General features: G+C 72.5%; 15 protein-coding genes. 12 read left to right on the top strand and 3 right to left on the bottom strand.

Annotation, left to right across the window (positions count from 1 at the left end; all coding sequences use genetic code 11):
- Window positions 1–53 precede the first annotated feature (53 nt).
- The 5 genes from ABZ078_RS29770 (at window position 54) to ABZ078_RS29790 (ending at window position 9,358) form a co-directional block, all read left to right on the top strand.
- Window positions 54–404: a CU044_2847 family protein gene (locus ABZ078_RS29770; protein WP_356580363.1), complete on the top strand. Its 351-nt coding sequence runs from the start codon at window positions 54–56 to the stop codon at window positions 402–404.
- Window positions 401–2,065, top strand: a complete 1,665-nt coding sequence (locus ABZ078_RS29775) for a trypsin-like peptidase domain-containing protein (RefSeq protein ID WP_356580286.1) — start codon at window positions 401–403, stop codon at window positions 2,063–2,065. The genes ABZ078_RS29770 and ABZ078_RS29775 overlap by 4 nt, the downstream gene beginning before the upstream one ends.
- A 27-nt stretch (window positions 2,066–2,092) precedes the next feature.
- The gene (locus ABZ078_RS29780) at window positions 2,093–3,097 is read left to right on the top strand and encodes a MoxR family ATPase (protein ID WP_356580288.1); all 1,005 of its coding nucleotides are present in this window, start codon (window positions 2,093–2,095) and stop codon (window positions 3,095–3,097) included.
- Window positions 3,087–8,018: an SAV_2336 N-terminal domain-related protein gene (locus tag ABZ078_RS29785; RefSeq protein ID WP_356580290.1), complete on the top strand. Its 4,932-nt coding sequence runs from the start codon at window positions 3,087–3,089 to the stop codon at window positions 8,016–8,018. Before ABZ078_RS29780 ends, ABZ078_RS29785 begins: the two co-directional genes overlap by 11 nt.
- Before the next feature lie 230 nt (window positions 8,019–8,248).
- The gene (locus ABZ078_RS29790) at window positions 8,249–9,358 is read left to right on the top strand and encodes a rod shape-determining protein (protein ID WP_356580292.1); all 1,110 of its coding nucleotides are present in this window, start codon (window positions 8,249–8,251) and stop codon (window positions 9,356–9,358) included.
- 12 nt (window positions 9,359–9,370) lie between these two features.
- Here the strand turns inward: ABZ078_RS29790 and ABZ078_RS29795 are convergent, their stop codons facing one another.
- Window positions 9,371–10,642, bottom strand: coding sequence for an MFS transporter (locus tag ABZ078_RS29795; RefSeq protein WP_356580294.1), 1,272 nt, complete (start codon window positions 10,640–10,642; stop codon window positions 9,371–9,373).
- Between the two features lie 445 nt (window positions 10,643–11,087).
- Between ABZ078_RS29795 and ABZ078_RS29800 the strand changes: the two genes are divergently transcribed.
- Complete coding sequence (locus ABZ078_RS29800; protein WP_356580296.1) at window positions 11,088–11,345, top strand: DUF1876 domain-containing protein; 258 nt, start codon at window positions 11,088–11,090, stop codon at window positions 11,343–11,345.
- A 72-nt stretch (window positions 11,346–11,417) separates the two neighbouring features.
- On the opposite strand, the gene ABZ078_RS29805 is transcribed toward ABZ078_RS29800, so the two are convergent.
- Window positions 11,418–12,098 carry a response regulator gene (locus ABZ078_RS29805; protein ID WP_356580298.1) on the bottom strand — a complete coding sequence of 227 codons (681 nt, stop codon included), beginning with the start codon at window positions 12,096–12,098 and terminating at the stop codon, window positions 11,418–11,420.
- A complete protein-coding gene (locus ABZ078_RS29810) occupies window positions 12,095–13,828 on the bottom strand; it encodes an ATP-binding protein (protein WP_356580300.1) in 1,734 nt (577 codons plus the stop codon). Before ABZ078_RS29810 ends, ABZ078_RS29805 begins: the two co-directional genes overlap by 4 nt.
- A 97-nt stretch (window positions 13,829–13,925) precedes the next feature.
- Here ABZ078_RS29810 and ABZ078_RS29815 point away from each other — a divergent pair, with 97 nt between their 5' ends.
- The 6 genes from ABZ078_RS29815 to ABZ078_RS29840 all read left to right on the top strand — a co-directional run bounded on the left by ABZ078_RS29815 (window position 13,926) and on the right by ABZ078_RS29840 (window position 20,570).
- Entirely contained in the window at window positions 13,926–14,930 is a 1,005-nt protein-coding gene (locus tag ABZ078_RS29815) for a tripartite tricarboxylate transporter substrate-binding protein (protein ID WP_356580302.1), read from the top strand.
- Entirely contained in the window at window positions 14,927–15,466 is a 540-nt protein-coding gene (locus tag ABZ078_RS29820) for a tripartite tricarboxylate transporter TctB family protein (RefSeq protein ID WP_356580303.1), read from the top strand. Before ABZ078_RS29815 ends, ABZ078_RS29820 begins: the two co-directional genes overlap by 4 nt.
- A gap of 7 nt (window positions 15,467–15,473) precedes the next feature.
- Complete coding sequence (locus tag ABZ078_RS29825) at window positions 15,474–16,976, top strand: tripartite tricarboxylate transporter permease (protein WP_356580305.1); 1,503 nt, start codon at window positions 15,474–15,476, stop codon at window positions 16,974–16,976.
- A gap of 75 nt (window positions 16,977–17,051) precedes the next feature.
- A complete protein-coding gene (locus ABZ078_RS29830; protein ID WP_356580306.1) occupies window positions 17,052–17,447 on the top strand; it encodes a universal stress protein in 396 nt (131 codons plus the stop codon).
- Between the two features lie 2 nt (window positions 17,448–17,449).
- Complete coding sequence (locus tag ABZ078_RS29835; RefSeq protein WP_356580308.1) at window positions 17,450–18,607, top strand: DUF475 domain-containing protein; 1,158 nt, start codon at window positions 17,450–17,452, stop codon at window positions 18,605–18,607.
- A gap of 223 nt (window positions 18,608–18,830) precedes the next feature.
- Entirely contained in the window at window positions 18,831–20,570 is a 1,740-nt protein-coding gene (locus ABZ078_RS29840) for a VanW family protein (protein WP_356580310.1), read from the top strand.
- Window positions 20,571–21,091: the final 521 nt, after the last annotated feature.

A 21,091-nucleotide genomic window follows, 5' to 3' on the forward strand; every position in this document is an offset into this window, starting at 1 on the left:
CCGTAACAATGGAGTTCGTACAGGTCACACAGCACGGGGGAGCGATCGGCGGCATGGACGGGCTGACGGAGTTCAAGACCGAGAGCGGCGCCCTGGTGGTCGTGGAGGGCGTCGAGGACGAACCGGGCGCCCGCATGGTCTCGCGCGGCGACGGACCCGATCGGGCGGCGCGCACGTTCGAGGGCGCGCTGGAGGGCGTCCGGGCCGCGGCCGAGTCCGCGCTGCGGGTCTTCCGGGACGGCTCGCTGCGGCCGGACGCGGTGGAGCTCGAGTTCGGGGTGAAGCTCAGCGCCGAGGCCGGGGCGGTGATCGCCAAGGGTGCGGCGGAGAGCCATCTGGTGGTGAGGCTCAGCTGGTCACCGGGGCAGGCACCGACCTCCTCGGAGGCCGCCGACCGGTCATGAGCAGCGCTGCCTGGCACGCCCGGATCACCTGCGGCAACGAGGTGGGCGCGGGCTTCCTGGTCTCCTCCCGCCGCGTCGTCACCTGCGCCCATGTCGTGCGCCGCAGCGGCACGTCGGCGGTGACGGTGACGTTCCCCAACAGCAGGGGGCTCAGCCCGCTGTCGGCCACCGTGGCCGTCCACGGCGGCTGGTCGGGCGGCGCCGCCGACCCCGGTGACCTGGCCGTCCTGGAACTGGACCGTGACGTGCCGCTGACCCCCGCCGAGTTCGCGCCGCCCGGCGCCGAGCTGGGCGACCCCTCCCCCACCTTGGTGGCGTACGGCTTCCCCAAGGGGTACGACGAGGGCATGCTCGCCCGGTACGAGGCCGTGCCCGGCGCGCTGGTCTCGGACGAGTGGCGCCAGCTGGAGGCCGTGACGGCTCACGGGCAGCCCCTGGCAGCCGGGTTCAGCGGCGCGGCGGTGACCCTGGCGGACGGCCGGGTGGTCGGCATGGTGTCGACCGTCGCGAGCGGGCGGGACATCCGGGTCGGGCGGATGCTGCCCACCCAGGTCATCGCCCGCTACTGGCCCGAACTGGGCGAGCGGGTGCCCACCCCCGACCACCACCCCGACGCCGTACGACGGCTGTACACCCTGGTGCGCCGGGCGGTGGCGCGGGGGCTGGAGTGCGACGCGAACCGCCTGTACGTCGACGCCGTCGGCCCGTTCGGCCCGCCGCTGCCGGAGGGCGGCTTCGCCTCGCTGGGCGCGGCCGCCGGGTACGTGCAGTGGGAGGTGCCGGGTGCCGAGGCGCTGACCCGGTTCACCGACCGGCTGCGGGAGCTGCTGGAGGCACCGCCGGTCCGGTCCGCCGCGGCTCCCGCCTGGTCGCCGATCCTGGTGGAGATCGACCACAGCGGCGCCGGCCCCGATCAGGTCACCGTCACGGTGTCCGCCTACCGCGACGGGCGGCGACGGCGCGTGGGCTCGCGCAGGCTGCCACGCACCGCCGTACGGGCGTACGTCCAGCAGCGCATCGACGAGGCGTTCACGCAACTCGCGCCGGACGCGGACGAGTTGATCACGTTCGTGCTGCCGCGCGAGTGGCTGAACGAGCCGGTGGCGCACTGGGAGTGCGGCGAGGACGACTCCACACCGCTGGGCTGTGCCTATCCGCTCGTCGTCGTGGACCGCTCCCGGCACCGCAGTGGCCGGCTGCGCCACCAGCTGGCCAAGAAGTGGCAGCAGTTGGACGCCCGTTCCGGCGCGCGGCTGCACCGCGTCGAGTGCACGGCCCCGGAACGGCCGCCGAGCCTGCGCAAGCGACTGCGCGACGACCACGCCGACCTGGCCGGCTTCGCGTTCCCGCCGGCCACGGGACGGCCGCACTTCGAGGTCGGCCTGACCACCCCGGTACCGGTCCTGCTGTGGTCGCGCACCGGCTGCGCCGACCTCGGGCACGACGGGCCCTGTACCGGATCGACGTTCCTCGACGAGCTCGCCGCGTCCGTCGCCCGGGTGCCGCCCGGCGAACTCCCGCGGCACATCATGGAGTTGCGCGAGACCGCGGCCGCGGACGACGACCCGGAAGGGCACTGGGCGAAGGACGTCCAGCTCCTGTGGGACGACCCGCGCTGCTTCCCCGAGTCCACCGCCCGCCTGCACTCGCCCGTCGCCTGAGCCGCACACCTCACGGAGAGAGGCCCCATGCCCCTGTGGCCCGTCTACACCGGCACCCACGAGCCGCACGACGGAATCGACCGGCTGCCGCCGCCCCCGCCCTGGCGGGCCTTCGACGGCGGACCGGTGCTCGCGGTGCCGGACGGAACCGCCGACGCCTGCGCCGTCTCCCCGGACCGCACCCATCGCGCCGAGACGTACCAGGCCACGGCGCAGACGGTCCAACTGGTCAACGCGGCCCTCTATCTGCGCCGCCCGCTGCTGGTCACCGGCCCGCCCGGCACCGGGAAGTCCTCCCTGGTCTACGCGGTCGCCCGCGAGCTGGGGCTCGGCCCGGTGCTGCGCTGGAACATCACGAGCCGCAGCACGCTCCACGACGGCCTGTACCAGTACGACCCGCTCTCCCGGCTGTACGCGGCCCGGCACGCCCCGGTGGCGGAGACCGGCATCGAGGACCATCTGCGCCTCGGCCCCCTGGGCACCGCCCTGCTCCCCTACGCCCGCCCCCGCGCCCTGCTCATCGACGAGATCGACAAGAGCGACCTCGACCTGCCCAACGACCTGCTGAACGTGTTGGAGGAGGGCCAGTACGAGATCCCCGAACTGATCCGCAGCGCCCGCGACATCCCCACGGCCCAGGTGATGATCGACGGTACCGACCAGCGGGTGGCGGTGGAGCGTGGCCGGGTCCGCTGCCGGGCCTTCCCCTTCGTCGTCCTCACCAGCAACGGCGAGCGCGAGTTCCCGCCCGCCTTTCTGCGTCGCTGTGTCACCCTGCGGCTGCGGCAGCCCGACGACGGCCATCTCGCCGCGATCGTGCGCGCCCACTTCGACGAGGAACCCGACGCCTACGCGCAGACCCTGATCAGCCGGTTCCTGACCCGGGTGAGCGGCGGGGACCTGGCCACCGACCAGCTCCTCAACGCGATCTACCTGGCCCGCTCCTCGGACCTGGCCAGGGAGTCGCTGGACGAGCTGGCCGAACAGCTGATGCCGTACCTGAGCGACGCGCCACCGACCGATGCCTTCTGAGCGCGCGGGCCGTCGCCCACCGCTGGTCCGCCTGGCCGAGGTGGTGGCCGGGGCGGCCGGCGGTGTGCGCCCGACCCCGCTGGAACTCGCCGAACTGCTCTGGCTGGCCCGCCACATGGAGCCCCCGGCACCGTCCCCGCCCGCCCCGGCACCGCAGGCCCCGGCCGAAGAGGTACGGCGGCCCCCCGACGCCACCCCGACCACGCCTGCACCGCCCCCGCGCGAGCGCCCGCACACCGGCACCGCGCCCCCGCCCGCCGAAACCCCGCGCGCCCCCCTCCACCTGCCCGCCCCGGAAAGGCCCTCGGCCGCGCCGGTCACACCGGCCGCACGCCACACCCCGCTCCTGGCGCCCGCGCCCCCGATGCTGCGCCGCCCCCTGGCCCTCCAGCGCTCCCTGCGCCCGCTCAAGCGCCGCACCGACGCGCCCGACCGTCTCGAACTGGACGAGCGGGCCACCGCCGACCGCATCGCCCGCCTGGGCGCCGGTCCGGAAGGGTGGCTGCCGGTGCTGCGCCCGGCGCGGGAGCGGTGGCTGCGGCTGCACCTGGTGTACGACGCGGGACCGACGATGCCGGTCTGGCGGCCCCTGATCCGCGAACTGCACACGGCGCTCGCCCAGTCGGGAGTCTTCCGCACGGTCACCCTGCACCGCGCGGAACCCGACGGCACCGTGCGCCCCGGCACCGCCACGCCCGCCGACGGCCGTACGGTCATCCTGCTGGTCAGCGACTGCATGGGACCGCAGTGGCGGCGGGGCCCCGCCGGCCCGCGCTGGTACGGCACCCTGCGCCGCTGGGCGCACCGGGTGCCCCTGGCCGTCGTCCAGCCCCTCCCGGAACACCTGTGGCGGGACACGGCCCTGTCCGCCGTCGCCGGCCGGCTGTCGGCACCGCATCCGGCGGCACCCGCGGCCTCGCTCAGGTTCGTGCCGTACGACGATGTCCTGGACGAGCCCGCGGACGCCGTCGCCCTGCCCGTGCTGGAGCCGGGACCGGACTGGCTGGCGAACTGGGCCGCGCTGATCGCGGCTCCGGGAGGGAAGGAGTTCCCCGGTGCCGCGGCCCGGTTGACCGGACCGCCGTCGGCCGTCCCCGGCGCAGGTGCGGACCGCCCCGACGACCTGTCCCCCGCGGACCTGGTCCTGCGCTTCCGTGCCACGGCGTCCCCCGAGGCCGTCCGGCTGGCCGGCCATCTCGCGGTGGGCCGTCCGGACCTGCCGGTCATGCGGCTGGTCCACGCCGCCCTCGAACCTCACCCACGGCCGCAGCACCTCGCCGAGGTGATCCTCAGCGGCATGCTCGCGGGCACGCCCGGCCCGCCCGGTTCGTACGCGTTCCGGCCCGGCGTGCGGGAGCTGCTGCTCCTGGGTCTGCCGCGGACGGCACGGGGGCGTACCACCGAACTGCTGGCCCGGGTGGGCGGGTTGATCGACGAACGGGCCGGGGCGGCACCGGGCGAGTTCCGGGCGTCGACGCCGGCCGCGTCGGGCACCCGGACCGCGGTGGACGGTGAGCCGTTCGCGACGGTCGACGCGCAGAGCGTGGGCCAGTTGGGCGCGGACCACCGGACGCCCGCGCCGGAGCCGGAGCCGGTGCCGGGGCTCGTGGGTGGCCGCTACCGGCTGCTGGACAGGCTCAAGCCGCACTCGGAGCAGTGGCGGGCCCAGGACACCGCGACGGACCCGGCCACGGACACGGACACGGACACGGCCGCCGACCGGATCGTGACCGTGCGGCTGATCAAACCGATCACGAGCCCCGACTGGCGATCGGCGTTCCTGCGGGACGCACGGCTGCTGCGGGGCGTCGAGAACCCTCATGTGACGACCGTGCACGACTTCGGGTTCGACGGAGACGCGGCGTACCTCGTCACGGAGCATCTGGACGGCATCGATCTCAACTCCCTGGTGGCGGGCAGTGGTTACGCGCTGCCCCCGCCGCTGCTGGTGCCCCTCGCGGCCCAGCTCGCGGCGGCCGTCCTCGCCCTCCACGACGCCGGGGTCACCCACGGCGGCCTGATCATGCCGCGGGTCGTCCTGCTGCCCGACGGAACCGTCAAGCTCACGCTCGCCCCGACGGGACGGCCCGCGCCCGCGGACGGGCAGGCCGAGGACCGCAAGGCACTCGTCGGGCTGCTGTTCCAGTTGGCGGCGGGTCCGAGCCGGCCGACGCGTCCGGTGCAGCCGCACAGGCTGGTCCATGTCCCGCCCGCCCTGCGGTCGCCGTTCGCGGACGCGCTCACCGAACTGCTGTCCCGGGACCGCGCGACGGACGGCCTCGACCGGCTCCGCACGCTGAGCCGGTCCCCCTCGCTCCACGAGGGGCACGACCAGCGCCGCTACTTCGTCCTGGGCCCCCTTCGGGCCGAGTTCCCGGACCGCCCCCGCCATGTGCCCCCGGACTGCGCCGCCATGCTCGCCATGCTGCTGTTCAAGCACGGCCGCACCGTGACCCACGACGAACTCACGGCCGGGCTGTGGGAGGCGCACGACAGGCCGGCGGACACCGCGGCCGAGCTGAGCAGGATGGCGTCCCGGCTGCGGATCTCGCTGGGCTCCGGCGCGCTGGCCTCGCACTCCGGCAGCGGCTACGCCCTGCACACCAGCGTGGACTACGTGGACGTCGTGCACTGCGACGAACTGGTGCGGCAGGCCGACGAAGCCCGCCTCGCCGGGTCCTTCGCCGACGCGCACGCACGGGTGACCGCGGCGCTGGACCTCTGGAGCGGCGACGCCCCCCTGGCCGGCGTCCCCGGCCCCGCCGCCCGCATGGCCCGCACCCGCCTCCAGCAGCTCCGCCTCGGCCTCCTGCGCACCCGCGCCGAACTCGACCTGGAGCTGGGCGAGTTCGAACGCGCCGCCCAGGACCTGGCCGGCCTCGTCCGCGACCACCCCGCCCGAGAGGACTTCCGCCGCCTGTGCATCACCGCCCTGCGCCGCCAGGGCCGCGACGAGGAAGCGCTGGAGGTGTACGAGGACTACGAGCTGTCCGGCGGGGACAGTCCCGAGCTGCTGGCGCTGGGACATGAACTGCGGGACGAGTTGGAGGCGTTCGACGAGGCACCGGAGGACGCGTCCGGACAGTCCCCCGACAGGCCCACCGACACCGATACGGCATACGGCTTCACCAACGCCCCCGCCGAACCGCTGGAGGAGGAGGCGCCCGGCCTGTTCGCGGTCGGGGACGCGCGTGACTGCGTCGGCTTCGAGTTCGTGGACGGTCGACCGGCCGACGAGGCACGTGCCCGGCTTCGCCGCCTGGTCGCGATCCTGGTCGAGGCGAGCGGTCTCGTCCCGGAGGAGTACCAGCTCAGGCACACGGACCGAGGTTTCACGCTCCTGCTGCGACCGTACGTGGACGGGGCTCCCCTCTTCAGGGTGACGGTGACCGGGCTGCCGGACCTCCTGGGGCGCCTGGCGGGCCGCCGTCTCCGGGTCGAGTTCTGGCAGGCGCGTTTCGGGCCGCACGAGGCCGAGGAGCACAGCGACCGGCCCGGCGGCGAGGCGGTCACGGTCGCGCTGGACGTGTCCGGGCACCAGGCGATCATCGCCCTCTCGGAGTTCTGGCACTCTGTGGACGTCACGGAGCGCTCCACCGGCATGGACCCGTTCATGCCGTTGAGAGACTCCACCGGTTGGTACAGCACGATCCACTCCGCCGACGTGCCCGACCCGCCCGCCGCGATCGTGCTGGTCGACATGACGGACATGCTGCGCGGCCCGGCCTTCGCCGACCCGCCCGCGCCGTCGGTCGGCACAGCGGTGGCCGGCCCCTTCCCCATGCCGTCCGACGGACGGCTCCCCCTTCCCCGGAGCGAATCCGAGATCGTCGTCTGCCTGCCGGGCGGCGAGCTGGTCCCCGCGGACTACACGGTCGTCCGCTCCGCGCCCGAGCACGTCCGTGCGACATGGCGGTACTTCGAGGTCGACCTGACGGAGCGTCGCCTCGCGCCCGAGGACGTTCCCGGCGTCGAGGTGAGGTGGCGCGTCAGCGACCCCGCGACGGCCGCGGGCAGTCCGGACCTGGACCTGCCCGGACTGCTCACCGGCGCCCTGCTCGCCGCGCGAGGGTCGTACGGCAACGAACTCAGGGAAGTCCTGAGCGGTCGGCGCGTGCCCGGCTACCTCGTCCGCTGGTCTCTCCCGACCGTCTTCCGGACCGCCGCCGTCGGCAGGCTCGCGCACTGGACCCGCCCGGTCGCACCCTCCGCGTCGGACCTGATCGTCCACGCCGACCGCGTGCTTCTCGGCTTCGACGGAGTGCTGGCCCGCTTGTACACGGCGGACGCCGAACGGCAGGTCCTCCGGGACGTCGCCCGCCTGATCCTGGAGGAGCGGGATCCGGAAGACGCCCTTTCCGGACGTCCGCTGCTGTCGCCGGAAGGTCCGCTCCCACCGCTGGAAGGGCACGCCAACTCGGTCGATCTGCTCCGGGCGTTCGCCGGGCACGAGCTGGCCGAGGAGGTACGCGGCCGGGTCGACCGGCACGACGTGCGGGCGGCCGGCACCGCACGGCCCATTCCCCTGTCCGGCCAGTTGGTCAAGGCCCTGCACGCGGGCGGGGCCGGCCCGGCCGTGGTGACCGACCGGGCGAGGCCGGCGGCCGTGGCACACCTGGAGCGGCGCGGTCTGACCTCCCACCTGCCCGGCGGCGTGCACGGCCGCGGCGCGGACCTCACCCGCCTCATGCCGGACCCGCACGTCCTCCATAGGGCTCTCGACCGGCTCGGTGCGCGCCCCTCCGACTGTGTGTTGATCGGTTCCACGGTCGCCGAACAGCTCGCCGCTCGTGCCGTCGGCATGCCGTTCGTCGGCCTCTGCCCGGACGAACAGATCCGGCGGCGGCTGCGCGAGACGGACGGCGACGTCCTCCTCGTCCCCAGCCTCGGTCCGCTCCTCTTCGCCGCCCGGTCCCGGTGAGCCACCGGGCCCGCACAGGCGACGCGCCGTAGACACGCCGAACAAACCCCCATTCGGCCGCACCCCACCCGGCCCCCTCCAAAAGGCGCCCCCCACCCCGCCGCCCGCACGATGCCAGAGAGGCCCCTCACCGGGCGGCCCCGCAAGCACACCCCCCCAAACGACCCCACGCGTCAGGCCCGCCACCCACCCGGCGGCCCCCACGGTCTGCGCTCTCGGGAGGACCCGCCATGACCGCCACTCTGGAGCAGCTGCGCCGCTGTCATTTCGCCGTCGACCTGGGGGCGGCCAGGACCCGCGTCTATGTGAAGGGCGCCGGGCTCGTCGTCGACCAGCCCTCCGCCGCGGCCGTCAACACCCGTACCGGCGCCCTCATCGCGGTCGGCGAGTTCGCGGAGAGGATGACCGGTCGCACCCCGGACTACATCCGCGTCGTACGGCCCGTCTCCGGCGGCACCGTCGTCGACATCGAGATGGCGCAGCGGATGCTGCGGCACCTCCTCGGGGACAAGATGCGCCGCTCCCTGCGCCGCAAGCCCTTCCTGCGCGCCGCGGTCTGCACGCCGCACAACCCCGACCCGCTCGCCCGACGCGCCGCCATGGAGACCCTGGTCGGGCTCGGCGCGCGACGCGTGGAGCTGGTGGACACGCTGATCGCCGCCGCCGTGGGCTGCGGGCTGCCCGTGGAGCAGCCCGAGGCCAGCATGATCATGGTGTGCGGGGCGGCCGCGACCGAGGTCGCCGTGCTCTCCCTCGGCGCCATCGTCACCGCCGAACGCATCCGGGTGGGCGGCGAGGCCGTCGACCACGCGATCGTGCAGCACCTGCGGCACGAGCACGAGCTGATGCTGCCCGCCCAGAACGTACGGCCCCTCCAGCTCGCCCTCTCCGGCAACGGGCTCACGCCGCACGGCCCGGCCTCCACCGAGATCCACGGCCGGGACGTCTGCACCGGCCTGGCCCGCAGCGTCCAGGTCGACACCGCCGCCGTACGGGAGGCCATCCAGACCCCGCTCACCGCGGTGCTCGACGCCATCGGCAAGGTGCTGCGCGAGTGCCCGCCCGACCTGGTCGCCGACCTCGCCGACCGCGGGATCATGATGGTCGGCGGCAGCGCGCTGCTCCCCGGGTTCGACCAGATGCTGAAGCAGGCCACCCGGATGCCCGTGCACATCGCCGAACGCCCCGACGTCTGCGCCGTACAGGGCCTGGGCACCATGCTGGAGGGCAGGATCGCCCCGCTGGAACTGGACCCGGCCGGCTCAGCGGGTGACGCCCGCGGCAACGCACCGGAACCGGGCACTGATCACGACCATGATGGCCAGGCGCCTCACGCGTAGCAGCCTGTCCTGCTACCCCGCTGACTCCGCAGCCTCCGGTGACCCGTGCACGGTCCGGGCTTCCGTGCTTTCCGGCGCCCGGAGATCGCGTACGGAGGAAGACAGGAGGGTCGCGGCGGTGGCCAGCACGATCAGGAGCGCGCAGCCGGCCAGGGCGGGGCCGGTACCGACGGCATCGGCCGCGGGACCGGCGACAAGGAGGCCAAGAGGCGCGAAGGCCAGCGAGCCGAACGAGTCGTAGGAGCTGACTCTGGAGAGAGCTTCCTCGGGGATCTCGCGCTGGATGGTGGTCACCCACAGCACGGCGAAGATGTCCGAGGCGATTCCGGAGCAGAACATGGCCGTGGCGATCAGCCACACCGGCGCCTGCGAGGCCAGCAGGGCGATCGGTACGGCGGCGGGGAAGGTGGCGAGAACGGCCACCAGCACCGGGCGTTTCACCCGGATCCTTGCGGCCAGCCCCGCGCCCGCGAGGGTGCCCAGTGCCTGGGCCGTCACGATGGCCGACCACGCACGCGCGCCGCCCAGGTGCTCCTCGGCCACCAGCGGACCCAGGACACCGACGTTGGCATTCAACGCGGCGACCACCATCGCGTACTGCGCGACCACAGGCCACAGCCACTGCCGGGAGGAGAACTCCTGCCAGCCCTCTCGCAGATCCGCCCAGCCGGACGACGCCTTCGGCGGCCGCCCCGGCACACGCAGCCGGAGTACCAGGACCGCGCTGACCGCGAAGGAGACCGCGTTCAGCGCCAGCGCCCAGCCCGCTCCGACCATCGCCACTGTCACGCCCGACAGCGCCAGGCCCAGGAGCAGGGAGATGTTGGTGCCGATCCGTAGCAGCGCGTTGCCCCGCTGGAGCCGGTCCTTGGCGACCAGGAGCGGCAGCACACCGTCCATGGCGGGGGAGAACAGGGCGGTCGCGGTGCCGGCGACGGCAGCCAGGGCACACATCGCCACGAGCGGAGCGCGGCCCGTCAGGACCATGACCGCCAGGCCCCCGTACGCCGCCATCCCGACCCAGTCGGAAAGAACCATCAGCCGAACCCGGGACATCCGGTCCGCAATCACCCCGCCGACCAGGATGAACACCAGCTGAGGCAACGCCTGGCAGGCCAGCACCAGCGACAGCCGCCCCGGACTCGCATCGGGCAGGGCCAGCACGGCGAACCCGAGCGCCACCCGCGCGAAGCCGTTGCCCAGAACCGAGAAGATCCGCGCCGAGGCGAGCAGGGCGAACTGATGGTCCCGCCAGAGCGGCGCCGCATCCGAGGTGATCGTCACAGCTGCCGACCCTATGGCGACCGCAGTCCGCCTGGACCACGAACCAGCCAGCCGGACTCGTTGGTCGCTGTCAGTACGGCAGCAGCCGTCCCGAGGGCGTGCGTCGGTCGATCTCGCCCCGCGTGTCGCGGGGAGCGGCGGGCCGACGGGTGACACGAACGCGGACGTTTGCCTGGGGGTTCATGGCGCCCTCCTCGTGGCTGGCCGGGTCCGTTGCGACCAGCCTTCTCTCCGCAACCTTTCGGCACATCGTGCCCACGGAGGCACTTGTCATGCCTCCGCGCAAGCTCGGGATTCGGCACCGTGCGCCGGGTCGCGTGCGACCGTCGCCGCGACCGCACCGGCCCACCGGGCCCGGTACATCCGCGCTGGACCCGGCCCGGGAACAGGCGCACGCTCGTCTGTAGGGGAAGCCCGTTGTCCCAGTAGTACGGAAGTGATCTCGATGGAAGACAAGCACTGGACCGTCCGGATCCATATCACCGAGGACGGCGACGACACCCGCGCCGAGGCCGTGCTGAGCGCTCAGGACACCTCCACCGTCACCGGCCGGGGCGTGGCCCACCGCAATCCGATCGACCGGCCGATCCCGGAGATCGGCGACGAACTCGCCGCCAGCCGCGCCCTGGAGGACCTGGCCATCAGGCTGCACGACATGGCGTCCGACGACATCGTGCAGCTGGCCGGTCCCGCCGACCGGTGACACGGCAGGCGTCGGCCGGCCGACCAGGCACCGGCCGGCCGGCTGCGCAGCACGACCCCGTCGCGACCGGCCTCACTCCCCCAGCCAGCTGTACCGCCGCTCCGGCCGCCCCGCCTGCCCATACCGCAGCGACACCTCCGCCCGCCCCGTCCCACTGAAGTGCTCCAGGTACCGCCGCGCACTGACCCGCGACACCCCCAGCCGCGCCGCACACTCCGCGGCGGACAGGCTGCCCTCGGCCGCGCGCAGCTCGCGCTCGATCAGTTCGGCCGTCTCCACGCTCATGCCCTTGGGCAGGACCGCCGCCGTGGTGGCCGGCGTCGCGCCCCGCGCCAGCGCGCGGTCCACGTCGGACTGCCCACTGACGACGGCCGCGTACAGGTTGCTCCGCCGTGCCGCGTACTGCTCCAGGCGCGTCCTCAGATCCCCGGCGTCGAACGGCTTCAGCAGATAGTCGACGACACCCTGGCGTACGGCGCCCCGGACCGCCTCGGACTCGCGTGCCGCGCTGATCACCATGACGTCGCAGTCGTGCCCGGCGGTGCGCAGCCGGGGGATGATCTCCAGGCCGAACATGTCGGGCAGGTAAAGGTCGAGCAGCACCAGGTCGGGTTGCAGCTCGGCGACGGCGGTGAGCGCCTGCTCCCCGCAGTTCGCCGTGCCGATCACCCGGAACCCGTCGACGTCGTTGACGAATCCGCGGTGGATCCGGGCCACCATGAAGTCGTCCTCCACGATCAGCACATCGATCATCGGACTCCCTCCGTCACTCGGTCGGCCGGACGGCCGACGGACATCCGGGCGGTGAACATGGCGCCCGCCGGCGTGTTGGCCACCGACACCTCACCGCCCCGGCGTTTGCACACCAGCCGGGTCAGGGCCAGACCGATCCCCCGGTCGCCGCCCTGCGCGGCCTTGGTGGTGAACCCGTGCGAGAACACCTCCTGCGCCAGCTCGGGAGCCACGCCCGGCCCCGAGTCCCGTACGACGATCTCCACGCTGGAGGCGTCCTGGCGCAGTTCTACCTCCACCCACGCGTCGTGGTCGTCGTCCCCGGCCGACGGTGACGGTGACGGTGACGCTGATGGTGATGCGGCTCTGGTGCCGCTCGCGGCCGCGTCGACCGCGTTGTCCACGAGGTTGCCGAGGACGGTCGCCACGTCCGCGGAGTCCGTCGGCTCCAGCCGCTCCAGCGCCGTGCGCTCGGAGATCTTCAGCCGCACCTTGCGTTCCGCGGCGAGCGCCGACTTGGCCATGAGCAGCGCGGCGACGGCCCGGTCGCGGACCCGGCTGGTGAGGTGCAGGTCCAGCGACTCGCGGTGCTTGCGCAGGGCGCGGACGTACCGTACGACCTCGTCGTGCTCGCCGATCTGGATCAGCCCGGAGATGGTGTGGAGCTGGTTGGAGAACTCGTGGGCCTGGGCGCGCAGCAGCTCGGTGGTGCTGCGGAATGACCCCAACTCCCGTTCCAGCTGGGCGAGTTCGGTGCGGTCGCGCAGCGTCGTCACCGAGCCGAGGCGGCGGCCGTCCTTGGTGACGTCCATCCGGTTCATCACCAGGACCCGGCCCCGGCGTACGACGACCTCGTCCCGTCGCGCGAGGTCGCCGGGCTCCCCCTCGGCCGCGGTCCCGGCCAGGACGTCGTACAGCCGCCCCTCGATCCCCAGGTCGGCCAGGCTCATCCCGACGCAGTTCTCGGGCAGGTCCAGCAGGCTGCGGCCGACCGCGTTCACCAGCGTGAGCCGCTGCTGCGGGTCGAGGGCGACCACGCCCTCGGCGATCCCGAACAGCATCGCCTCGCGGTGTTCCGCGAGCCCGGCGATCTCGCGCGGCTCCATGCCGAAGGTCTGCCGTTTGATCCGCCGGGCCAGCAGCCAGGAACCGGCGACCCCGAGGACGCTGGCGACGCCGAGGTAGACGAGCAGGTAGGACGAGGCGCCGACCAGCCGTTGCCAGACCGACGGCGAGGCCCGGCCGATCATCACGGTGCCGAGGTGGTCCCCGGCCTTGAGGCGGCGGGCGTCCTCGTCCTCCGCCTGGAGTACCGGCGCCTGCGCCACCAGCTCGGTGACGCCGTTCACCGGCAGCTCACCGGACCAGCCGCGGCCCTCGGTGACCTGCGGACCGTCGGACGGCAGCCGCGTGCCGACCAACGTCGGATTGGTCGAGGCGACGATCTCGCCGTCGGCGTCGGAGACCGTGGCGGAGGTGACGCCGGACCTGGTGAGCGTGGACTGGAGCAGCGGCGCGAGCATCTCGGCGGGAGCGGGCCGCACGAGCTGGGTGCGCACAAGGGGGTTGCCGGCCATCTCCTCGGCGAGCGCGGTCACCCGGCGCCCCTCGACCCGGTCGAAGGTCGCCTTCGACTGGGCCAGCGAGACCGCGGCGACGGCGGCCAGCACGATCACGACAATGGCGAGCTGCCATACGAGCAGCTCACCTGCGAGCGTCTGACGCCGTTGCGACCGTGACGTTATGACCACTATGAACTCAACCTTCAATGGTCACACAACCGAGACGGGGTGTCTCAGGAACCGCACAATCATGGCGCCGGAACGGGCCGAGCGAAAGAGATGAGCCATGAGAACTCGACGAGCCGCACTTGTCGGAGCTCTTGCCACGGTGTCGCTGATCGCGGTCAGCGCCTGTGGCGCCACCGCCGACAAGGAGGAGGGCGGCGGCGGGAACGGGAAGCCCGTGACCGGCCTGCGCCTGATGGTCCCCAACACCCCGGGCAGCGGTTACGACCTCACCGCCCGCACCGTCTCCCAGGTCATGCAGGACACCAAGGTCGCCTCCGGGATCCAGGTCTTCAACCTGCCCGGCGCCAGCGGCACGGTGGGTCTGCAGCGCCTGGTGAACGAGAAGGGCAACGGCAAGCTGGCCATGCAGATGGGCCTGGGTGTCGTCGGGGCCTCGTACACCTCCAAGTCCAAGGCGACGCTGACCGACACCACGCCGATCGCCAAGCTGATCGAGGAGGCCGGCGCGATCGTCGTGCCGAAGGACTCCCCGTACAAGACGATGGACGACCTCGTCACCGCCTGGAAGAAGAACCCCAAGAAGCTTGCCGTGGGCGGCGGTTCGTCGCCGGGCGGCCCCGACCACCTGCTGCCGATGCAGCTGGCGAAGGCCGTCGGCATCAAGCCGAAGGACGTCAACTTCGTCTCCTACGACGGCGGCGGCGAACTGCTGCCGGCCATCCTCGGCAACAAGATCGCGTTCGGGGCCAGCGGGTTCGGTGAGTTCCTCGACCAGATCGAGGCCGGCCAGGTGCGGGTCCTCGCGGTGACGAGCGAGAAGCCGATCGACGCGCTGAAGGACGCCCCCACGCTCAAGGACTCCGGCATCGACCTGGTCTTCACCAACTGGCGCGGCATCGTCGCCCCTCCCGGCATCACCGCGGAGCAGAAGCAGACCTGGATCGACTCGCTGACCAAGATGCACGACTCCGACGAGTGGAAGGCGCAGCTGGAGAAGAACGGCTGGGTCGACGCCTTCGCCACGGGTGACGAGTTCGGCACCTATCTGACCGAGCAGGACAAGGCGGTCGCCGACCTGCTGGCCGAGCTCGGGCTGGCATGAGCTCCCAGGTGAAGGACGAAGGAACCGTGGAGGACTCCCGTCCGTCCCGGGAGGGCGGGGACCGCGCGCAGTACGGCGTCTGCGTGTTCCTCGCCCTGCTGGGCACCGCCGTGATCGTCGACGCCCTCGGCATCGCGCACGTCACCAGCGGCACCGACCCGGTCGGCCCGCGCGCGGTGCCCCTGATCCTGGGCGGCCTGCTCGTCCTGCTCGCGGTGCTGTACGCGGTCGACGTGGCCCGGGGCGGCCGCGGTGAACCGGAGGCCGGCGAGGACGTCGACCTGTCGAGCGGCAGCGACTGGCGCACCGTGGTGCTGCTGATCGCGGTGTTCCTGGCGAACGCGCTGCTCATCGAGCGCCTCGGCTGGGTGATCAGCGGCGCCCTGCTTTTCTGGGGCACGGCGTTCGCCCTCGGCAACCGTCACTACATACGCAATCTGCTCATCGCCGTGACGCTGTCCCTGACGACGTTCTACGCGTTCGCGATCGGCCTCGGCGTGAACCTCCCCGCCGGCGTCCTGCAAGGAATCCTGTGAGGCCCGCATGGACAACCTGAACAACCTCATGCGGGGCTTCGCGGACGTCATGGACCCGATGAACCTGCTGCTCGCCCTCATCGGCGTCGTGATCGGCACCGCGGTGGGCGTCCTGCCGGGCATCGGCCCGGCGATGACGGTGGCCCTGCTGCTGCCCGTCACCTACGGCATGGAGCCAGTGCAGGCGTTCATCATGTTCGCCGGCATCTTCTACGGCGGCATGTACGGCGGCTCGACGACATCGATCCTCCTCAACACCCCCGGCGAGTCCTCCTCCGTGGTCACGGCCATCGAGGGCAACAAGATGGCGAAGGCGGGCCGGGCGGCCCAGGCCCTGGCCACGGCGGCCATCGGCTCCTTCGTGGCGGGCACGATCGGCACGCTGCTGCTGGTCCTGGTCACCCCGTTCGTGGTGGACTTCGCGGTCAGCCTGGGCGCTCCCGACTACTTCGCGCTGATGCTGCTGGCGTTCATCGCGGTGACGTCGGTCCTGGGCTCGTCCCGCATCCGTGGCTTCATCTCCCTTCTCCTGGGCCTGACGATCGGCCTGGTCGGCATCGACGCGGTGTCCGGCCAGCAGCGGCTGACCCTGGGCGTCCCGCAGCTGGCCGACGGAATCGACGTCGTCGTGGTGGCGGTCGGCATCTTCGCCGTCGGCGAGGCACTGTGGGTGGCCGCGCACCTGCGCCGCAAGCCGGCCGAGGTGATCCCGGTGGGCCGCCCGTGGATGGGCAAGAAGGACTGGAAGCGGTCCTGGAAGCCCTGGCTGCGGGGCACGGCGTACGGCTTCCCGTTCGGCGCGCTGCCGGCCGGCGGCGCGGAGATCCCGACGTTCCTGTCGTACGCCACGGAGAAGCGGCTCACCAAGCACCCCGAGGAGTTCGGCAAGGGCGCGATCGAGGGCGTGGCCGGCCCGGAGGCCGCGAACAACGCGTCGGCGGCGGGCACACTGGTCCCGATGCTGGCGATCGGCCTGCCGACGAACGCCACGGCGGCGGTGATGCTGGCGGCCTTCCAGTCGTACGGCATCCAGCCCGGCCCGCTCCTGTTCGAGCGCGAGGCGAGCCTGGTCTGGATCCTGATCGCCAGCCTGTTCATCGGCAACCTGCTGCTGTTGCTCCTGAACCTTCCCCTGGCCCCGGCGTGGGCGAAGCTGCTCCAGATCCCGCGGCCGTACCTCTACGCGGGCATCCTCTTCTTCGCCTCGATGGGCGCCTACGCCGTCAACGCCCAGCCCCTCGACCTGTTCATCCTGCTCACACTGGGCCTCCTCGGCTTCGCCATGCGCCGCTTCGGGCTGCCGGTCCTGCCGCTGATCGTCGGCGTGATCCTGGGCCCGCGCGCGGAGCTCCAGGGCCGGCGCTCACTCCAGCTGTCCGGCGGCGAGCTGTCGGGCCTGCTGGGCGGCCCGGTGTCGTACACGGTCTACGCGGTGATCGCGCTGGTCCTGATGTGGCCGCTGATCGGCCGGTTCGTCGTACGTCCGCTGCGCGCGCGAAGCGCCGCCTGAGACAGCCGGGCCACCGCGGCACCTGAGATCCCTGACCCCTTACGTCCGAGACGCCTGAGACTCCTGGAGATCGAGATGACCATCCTGGTCGGCTACGTCCCCTCCCCCGAGGGGGAGGCGGCCCTGCGCGCGGCGATCGACGAGGCCCACCGACGCCGCGAGAAGCTCCTGGTGGTGAACACCACCCGGGGCGACTCCCTGGCGGACCCCCGCTTCGCCCAGGAGCCCGACCTGGCCCACGTACGCGAGGACCTCGCGGCCCTGGGCGTCGACTTCGACGTCCGCCAGGTCCTCGGCGCCCGGGACGCCGCCGAGGAGATCATCGACCTCGCCGAGCAGTGGGAGGCGTCCCTGGTGGTGATCGGCCTGCGGCGGCGCAGCGCGGTCGGCAAGCTGATCATGGGCTCGGCGGCCCAGCAGATCCTGCTGGGCGTGGGCTGTCCGGTCCTCGCCGTGAAGGCGGAGGGCTGACGATGGTGCTGCGGACCTTCGGCTGGTCGTTCGCCGTCACGGCGCTCGGCCTCGCCTTCGCCGCGTGGCAGTGGGGCTGGGAGGCCTTCGGGCTGGTCCTGATCCTGTCGATCCTGGAGATCTCGCTGTCCTTCGACAACGCGGTCGTCAACGCCGGGATCCTGAAGAAGATGAACGCCTTCTGGCAGAAGATCTTCCTCACCGTCGGCATCCTGATCGCGGTGTTCGCCATGCGGCTGATCTTCCCCGTGGTGATCGTCGCGATCAGCGCCAAGGTCGGTCCGGTGGAGGCGGTCCAGCTCGCCCTGGACGAACCCGAGCGCTACGAGAACCTGGTCACCGACGCGCACCCGGCGATCGCGGCCTTCGGCGGCATGTTCCTGCTGATGATCTTCCTGGACTTCATCCTCGAGGACCGGGACATCAAGTGGCTCGGCTGGCTGGAGCGCCCGCTGGCCAAGCTCGGCAGGATCGACATGCTGTCGGTCTGCGTCGCGCTGATCATCCTGCTGGCGACCGCGATGACCTTCGCCGGCCACGCCCACGTCAGCACGGGCCACGCGGACAAGACCGCCACCGTGCTGCTCTCCGGCGTCGCGGGTCTGATCACCTACCTCGTGGTCGGCGGCCTCTCCGGCTACTTCGAGGACAAGCTCGAAAAGGAGGAGGAACACGAGCACGAGGAGAAGGAGAAGGCCAGGGCGGAAGGCCGGCCGGTCCCGGTGGTCGCCCTCGCCGGCAAGGCGGCGTTCTTCCTCTTCCTGTACCTGGAGGTGCTGGACGCGTCCTTCTCCTTCGACGGGGTGATCGGCGCCTTCGCCATCACCAACCACATCTTCTGGATGGCGCTCGGCCTCGGCATCGGCGCCATGTACGTCCGGTCCCTGACGGTGTACCTGGTCCGCCAGGGCACCCTCGACGAGTACGTGTACCTGGAGCACGGCGCCCACTACGCGATCGGCGCGCTCGCCGCGATCCTGCTGATCACCATCCAGCACCAGATCAGCGAGATCATCACCGGCCTGATCGGAATCGTCCTGATCGCCGCGTCCTTCATCGCCTCCGTCCGCCGCAACAAGGCACTGGCGGCGTCCGAGGCGCAGGACGTGACGCCGGACGTGACGCCGGACGAGGGGACGGAGGTGCCGTCCGGGGCGTGACGGGGGCGTGACGGGGCGTGACGGGGGACGTGCCCGGCACGTCCCTCGCGTCGTTCGTCGGGGGCGACCGTGTGGGCGACGGCTGCGGCACTGGCGTGACCTGAGACATACGTGGTCTGCGACATAGGCGATTTCGCCCGGTTATGGCTAGCTGGATGTGCTTGCCTCACGCACAGCGTCGTGTCATCGGAACGCACCGCCCGCCGATCCGCCCGGGAGACCCATGCGCCTGCGCATCCCCTCCGTCCCGCGAGGAGCCTCGGCTCCCCGCATAACGTCCCTGCCGCCCCTCGCCCTGGCCGGCGGGGCGCTGACCCTCGGCGTGGGTGGCCTGTATCTCGCCGGGCTGCTGCTCGCGGGCGGCGACATAGAGGCGGGCACCACGGTGCGCGGCGTGGACATCGGCGGCCTGAGCCGCGCGGAGGCCGTCCGCAAGCTGGAGGACCGGCTCGGACCGGCCGCCGCCCGGGAGCTGACCGTGACGGTCGGGGACCGCAAGGGCACGGTCGACCCGCGGCAGGTCGGCATCACCTTCGACTACGAGGGAACGGTGGACCGCGCGGCGCGCACCGACGACGCCGATCCGTTCACCGTGATCGGCGGGCTGTTCCGCTCGGGCGGCGCCGTCGAACCGGTCGTCCGCGTCGACGAGGACAAGGCCCACTCCGGCCTCGGCAGGCTGGCGAAGTCGCTCGACCGGAAGGTGCGCGACGGCGCCGTCGCCTTCGAGGACGGCCGGGTCCGGCAGGTCGCCCCGCGCGACGGCCACGCGCTGGACACGGACGCCGCCGTCGAGCCGCTGCGCGCCGCCTTCCTGCGCGGCGAGGCCGGCTCCGTCACGGCCCTGCCCGCCCGCGAGACCAAGCCGAAGGTCACGGAGCGCGAGGTACGGCGGGCGGTACGCGAGTTCGCCGAGCCGGCCATGTCCTGGCCGATCAGGCTGACCGTGGCCGACCGGCGGTTCACGATCGACCCGGATGTCCTGGGCGAGCACCTGACGATGCGGCCGGACGACTCCGGCAGGCTGACCCCGAAGCTGGACGCCAAGGGCCTGCGCGCCGACCCCGCGGTGGCCCGCCCCCTGGCCGACCTGCCCGCCGAGCCCCGCAACGCCTCGCTGCGCCTGGACGGCGACCGGGTCGTGGCGGCCGACGACGCCAGGGCCGGCGTCCAGGTCACCGACAAGGCGCTGGGCGAGGCCGTCATGCCCCTGCTGACCAGGTCGGGCACCGACCGCACCGGCGAGATCGCCGCGCGCATGACACGGCCACAGGTGACCGCCGAGAACGCCGAACGGCTGGGCCTGACGGAGAAGATGTCCTCGTTCACGGTCAACTTCGAGCCGGCGCCGTACCGCACGAAGAACATCGGCCGCGCCGCGGAACTGATCAACGGCTCCGTCGTCATGCCGGGCGACATGTGGAGCTTCAACCGGACCGTCGGTGAGCGCACGGAGGAGAACGGCTTCGTCGAGGGCATCATGATCCTCGACGACCAGTACACGAAGGCGCCCGGCGGCGGTGTCTCCGCCGTGGCCACCACCATGTTCAACGCGATGTTCTTCGCCGGCGTCAAGCCCGTGGAGTACGGCGCGCACTCCTTCTACATCGAGCGCTACCCGGAGGGCCGCGAGGCGACGGTCGCCTGGGGCAGCCTGGACCTGCGGTTCCGCAACGACTCCGGCAACGCCATCTCCATCCAGGCCGAGTCCACGGACACCTCGGTGACCATCACGTTCCTCGGCACCCGCAAGTACGACGAGATCGAGTCGGTCACCGGGCCACGCACGAAGGTCGAGCAGCCGGAGAAGAAGGTGCGCACCGACGACAAGTGCGTGCCGCAGACTCCGCTGGAAGGGTTCGACGTCACCGTCGAGCGGGTCTTCTACGCCGACGGCAAAGAGGTGAAACGGGAGCCGTTCCGCACGCACTACGACCCTCGCGACGAGATCGTCTGCGAGTGACCTCCGGGCAACCCGCCGGTCGCGGCATCTCCGGTCCGCCATGGCGCTTGGTGGGGCATGTGCGGCGACGGACGCCGAAACCCGTCCACGCGGTCGAGGCCAAGTCCGACGCGGCGGGCCCCGGGCGGGCCGACATCCTCCGCACCGACGGAAAACGCCACCCCCCTGCCCGACGACAGCGCAGCCGAGCAGGCGACGCGCTACACGCCCGCCTGGCCCAGGCCGCCACAACCACCCCTGCCGACGCCCCAACCTCACCCGCGACCCGCCGCGCGCGCCACTCGATCACGGTGAGCGCCCGCGCGGCGGGTCCAAGCCCAGGTCGAACGGGCCATGAGACACCAAGCAGCGGCGCTCATCCGGCAGGTCGACGCTGCTCGCACGAGCGTCGCCCAGCTCGCGGTGAGGTCAGACACTCGGCCGTCTTCCTGTCCCGGGACAGCCCCTTTGTTCGGTGGCGAAGGCGTCCCGCGGTAAAAGGCGATGCGTCCCGGCGGGCATGCCGCGCATTCAGGCCCAGC

Source organism: Streptomyces sp. NPDC006385, assembly GCF_040612485.1.
In the GTDB taxonomy this organism is placed as follows: Bacteria; Actinomycetota; Actinomycetes; order Streptomycetales; family Streptomycetaceae; genus Streptomyces.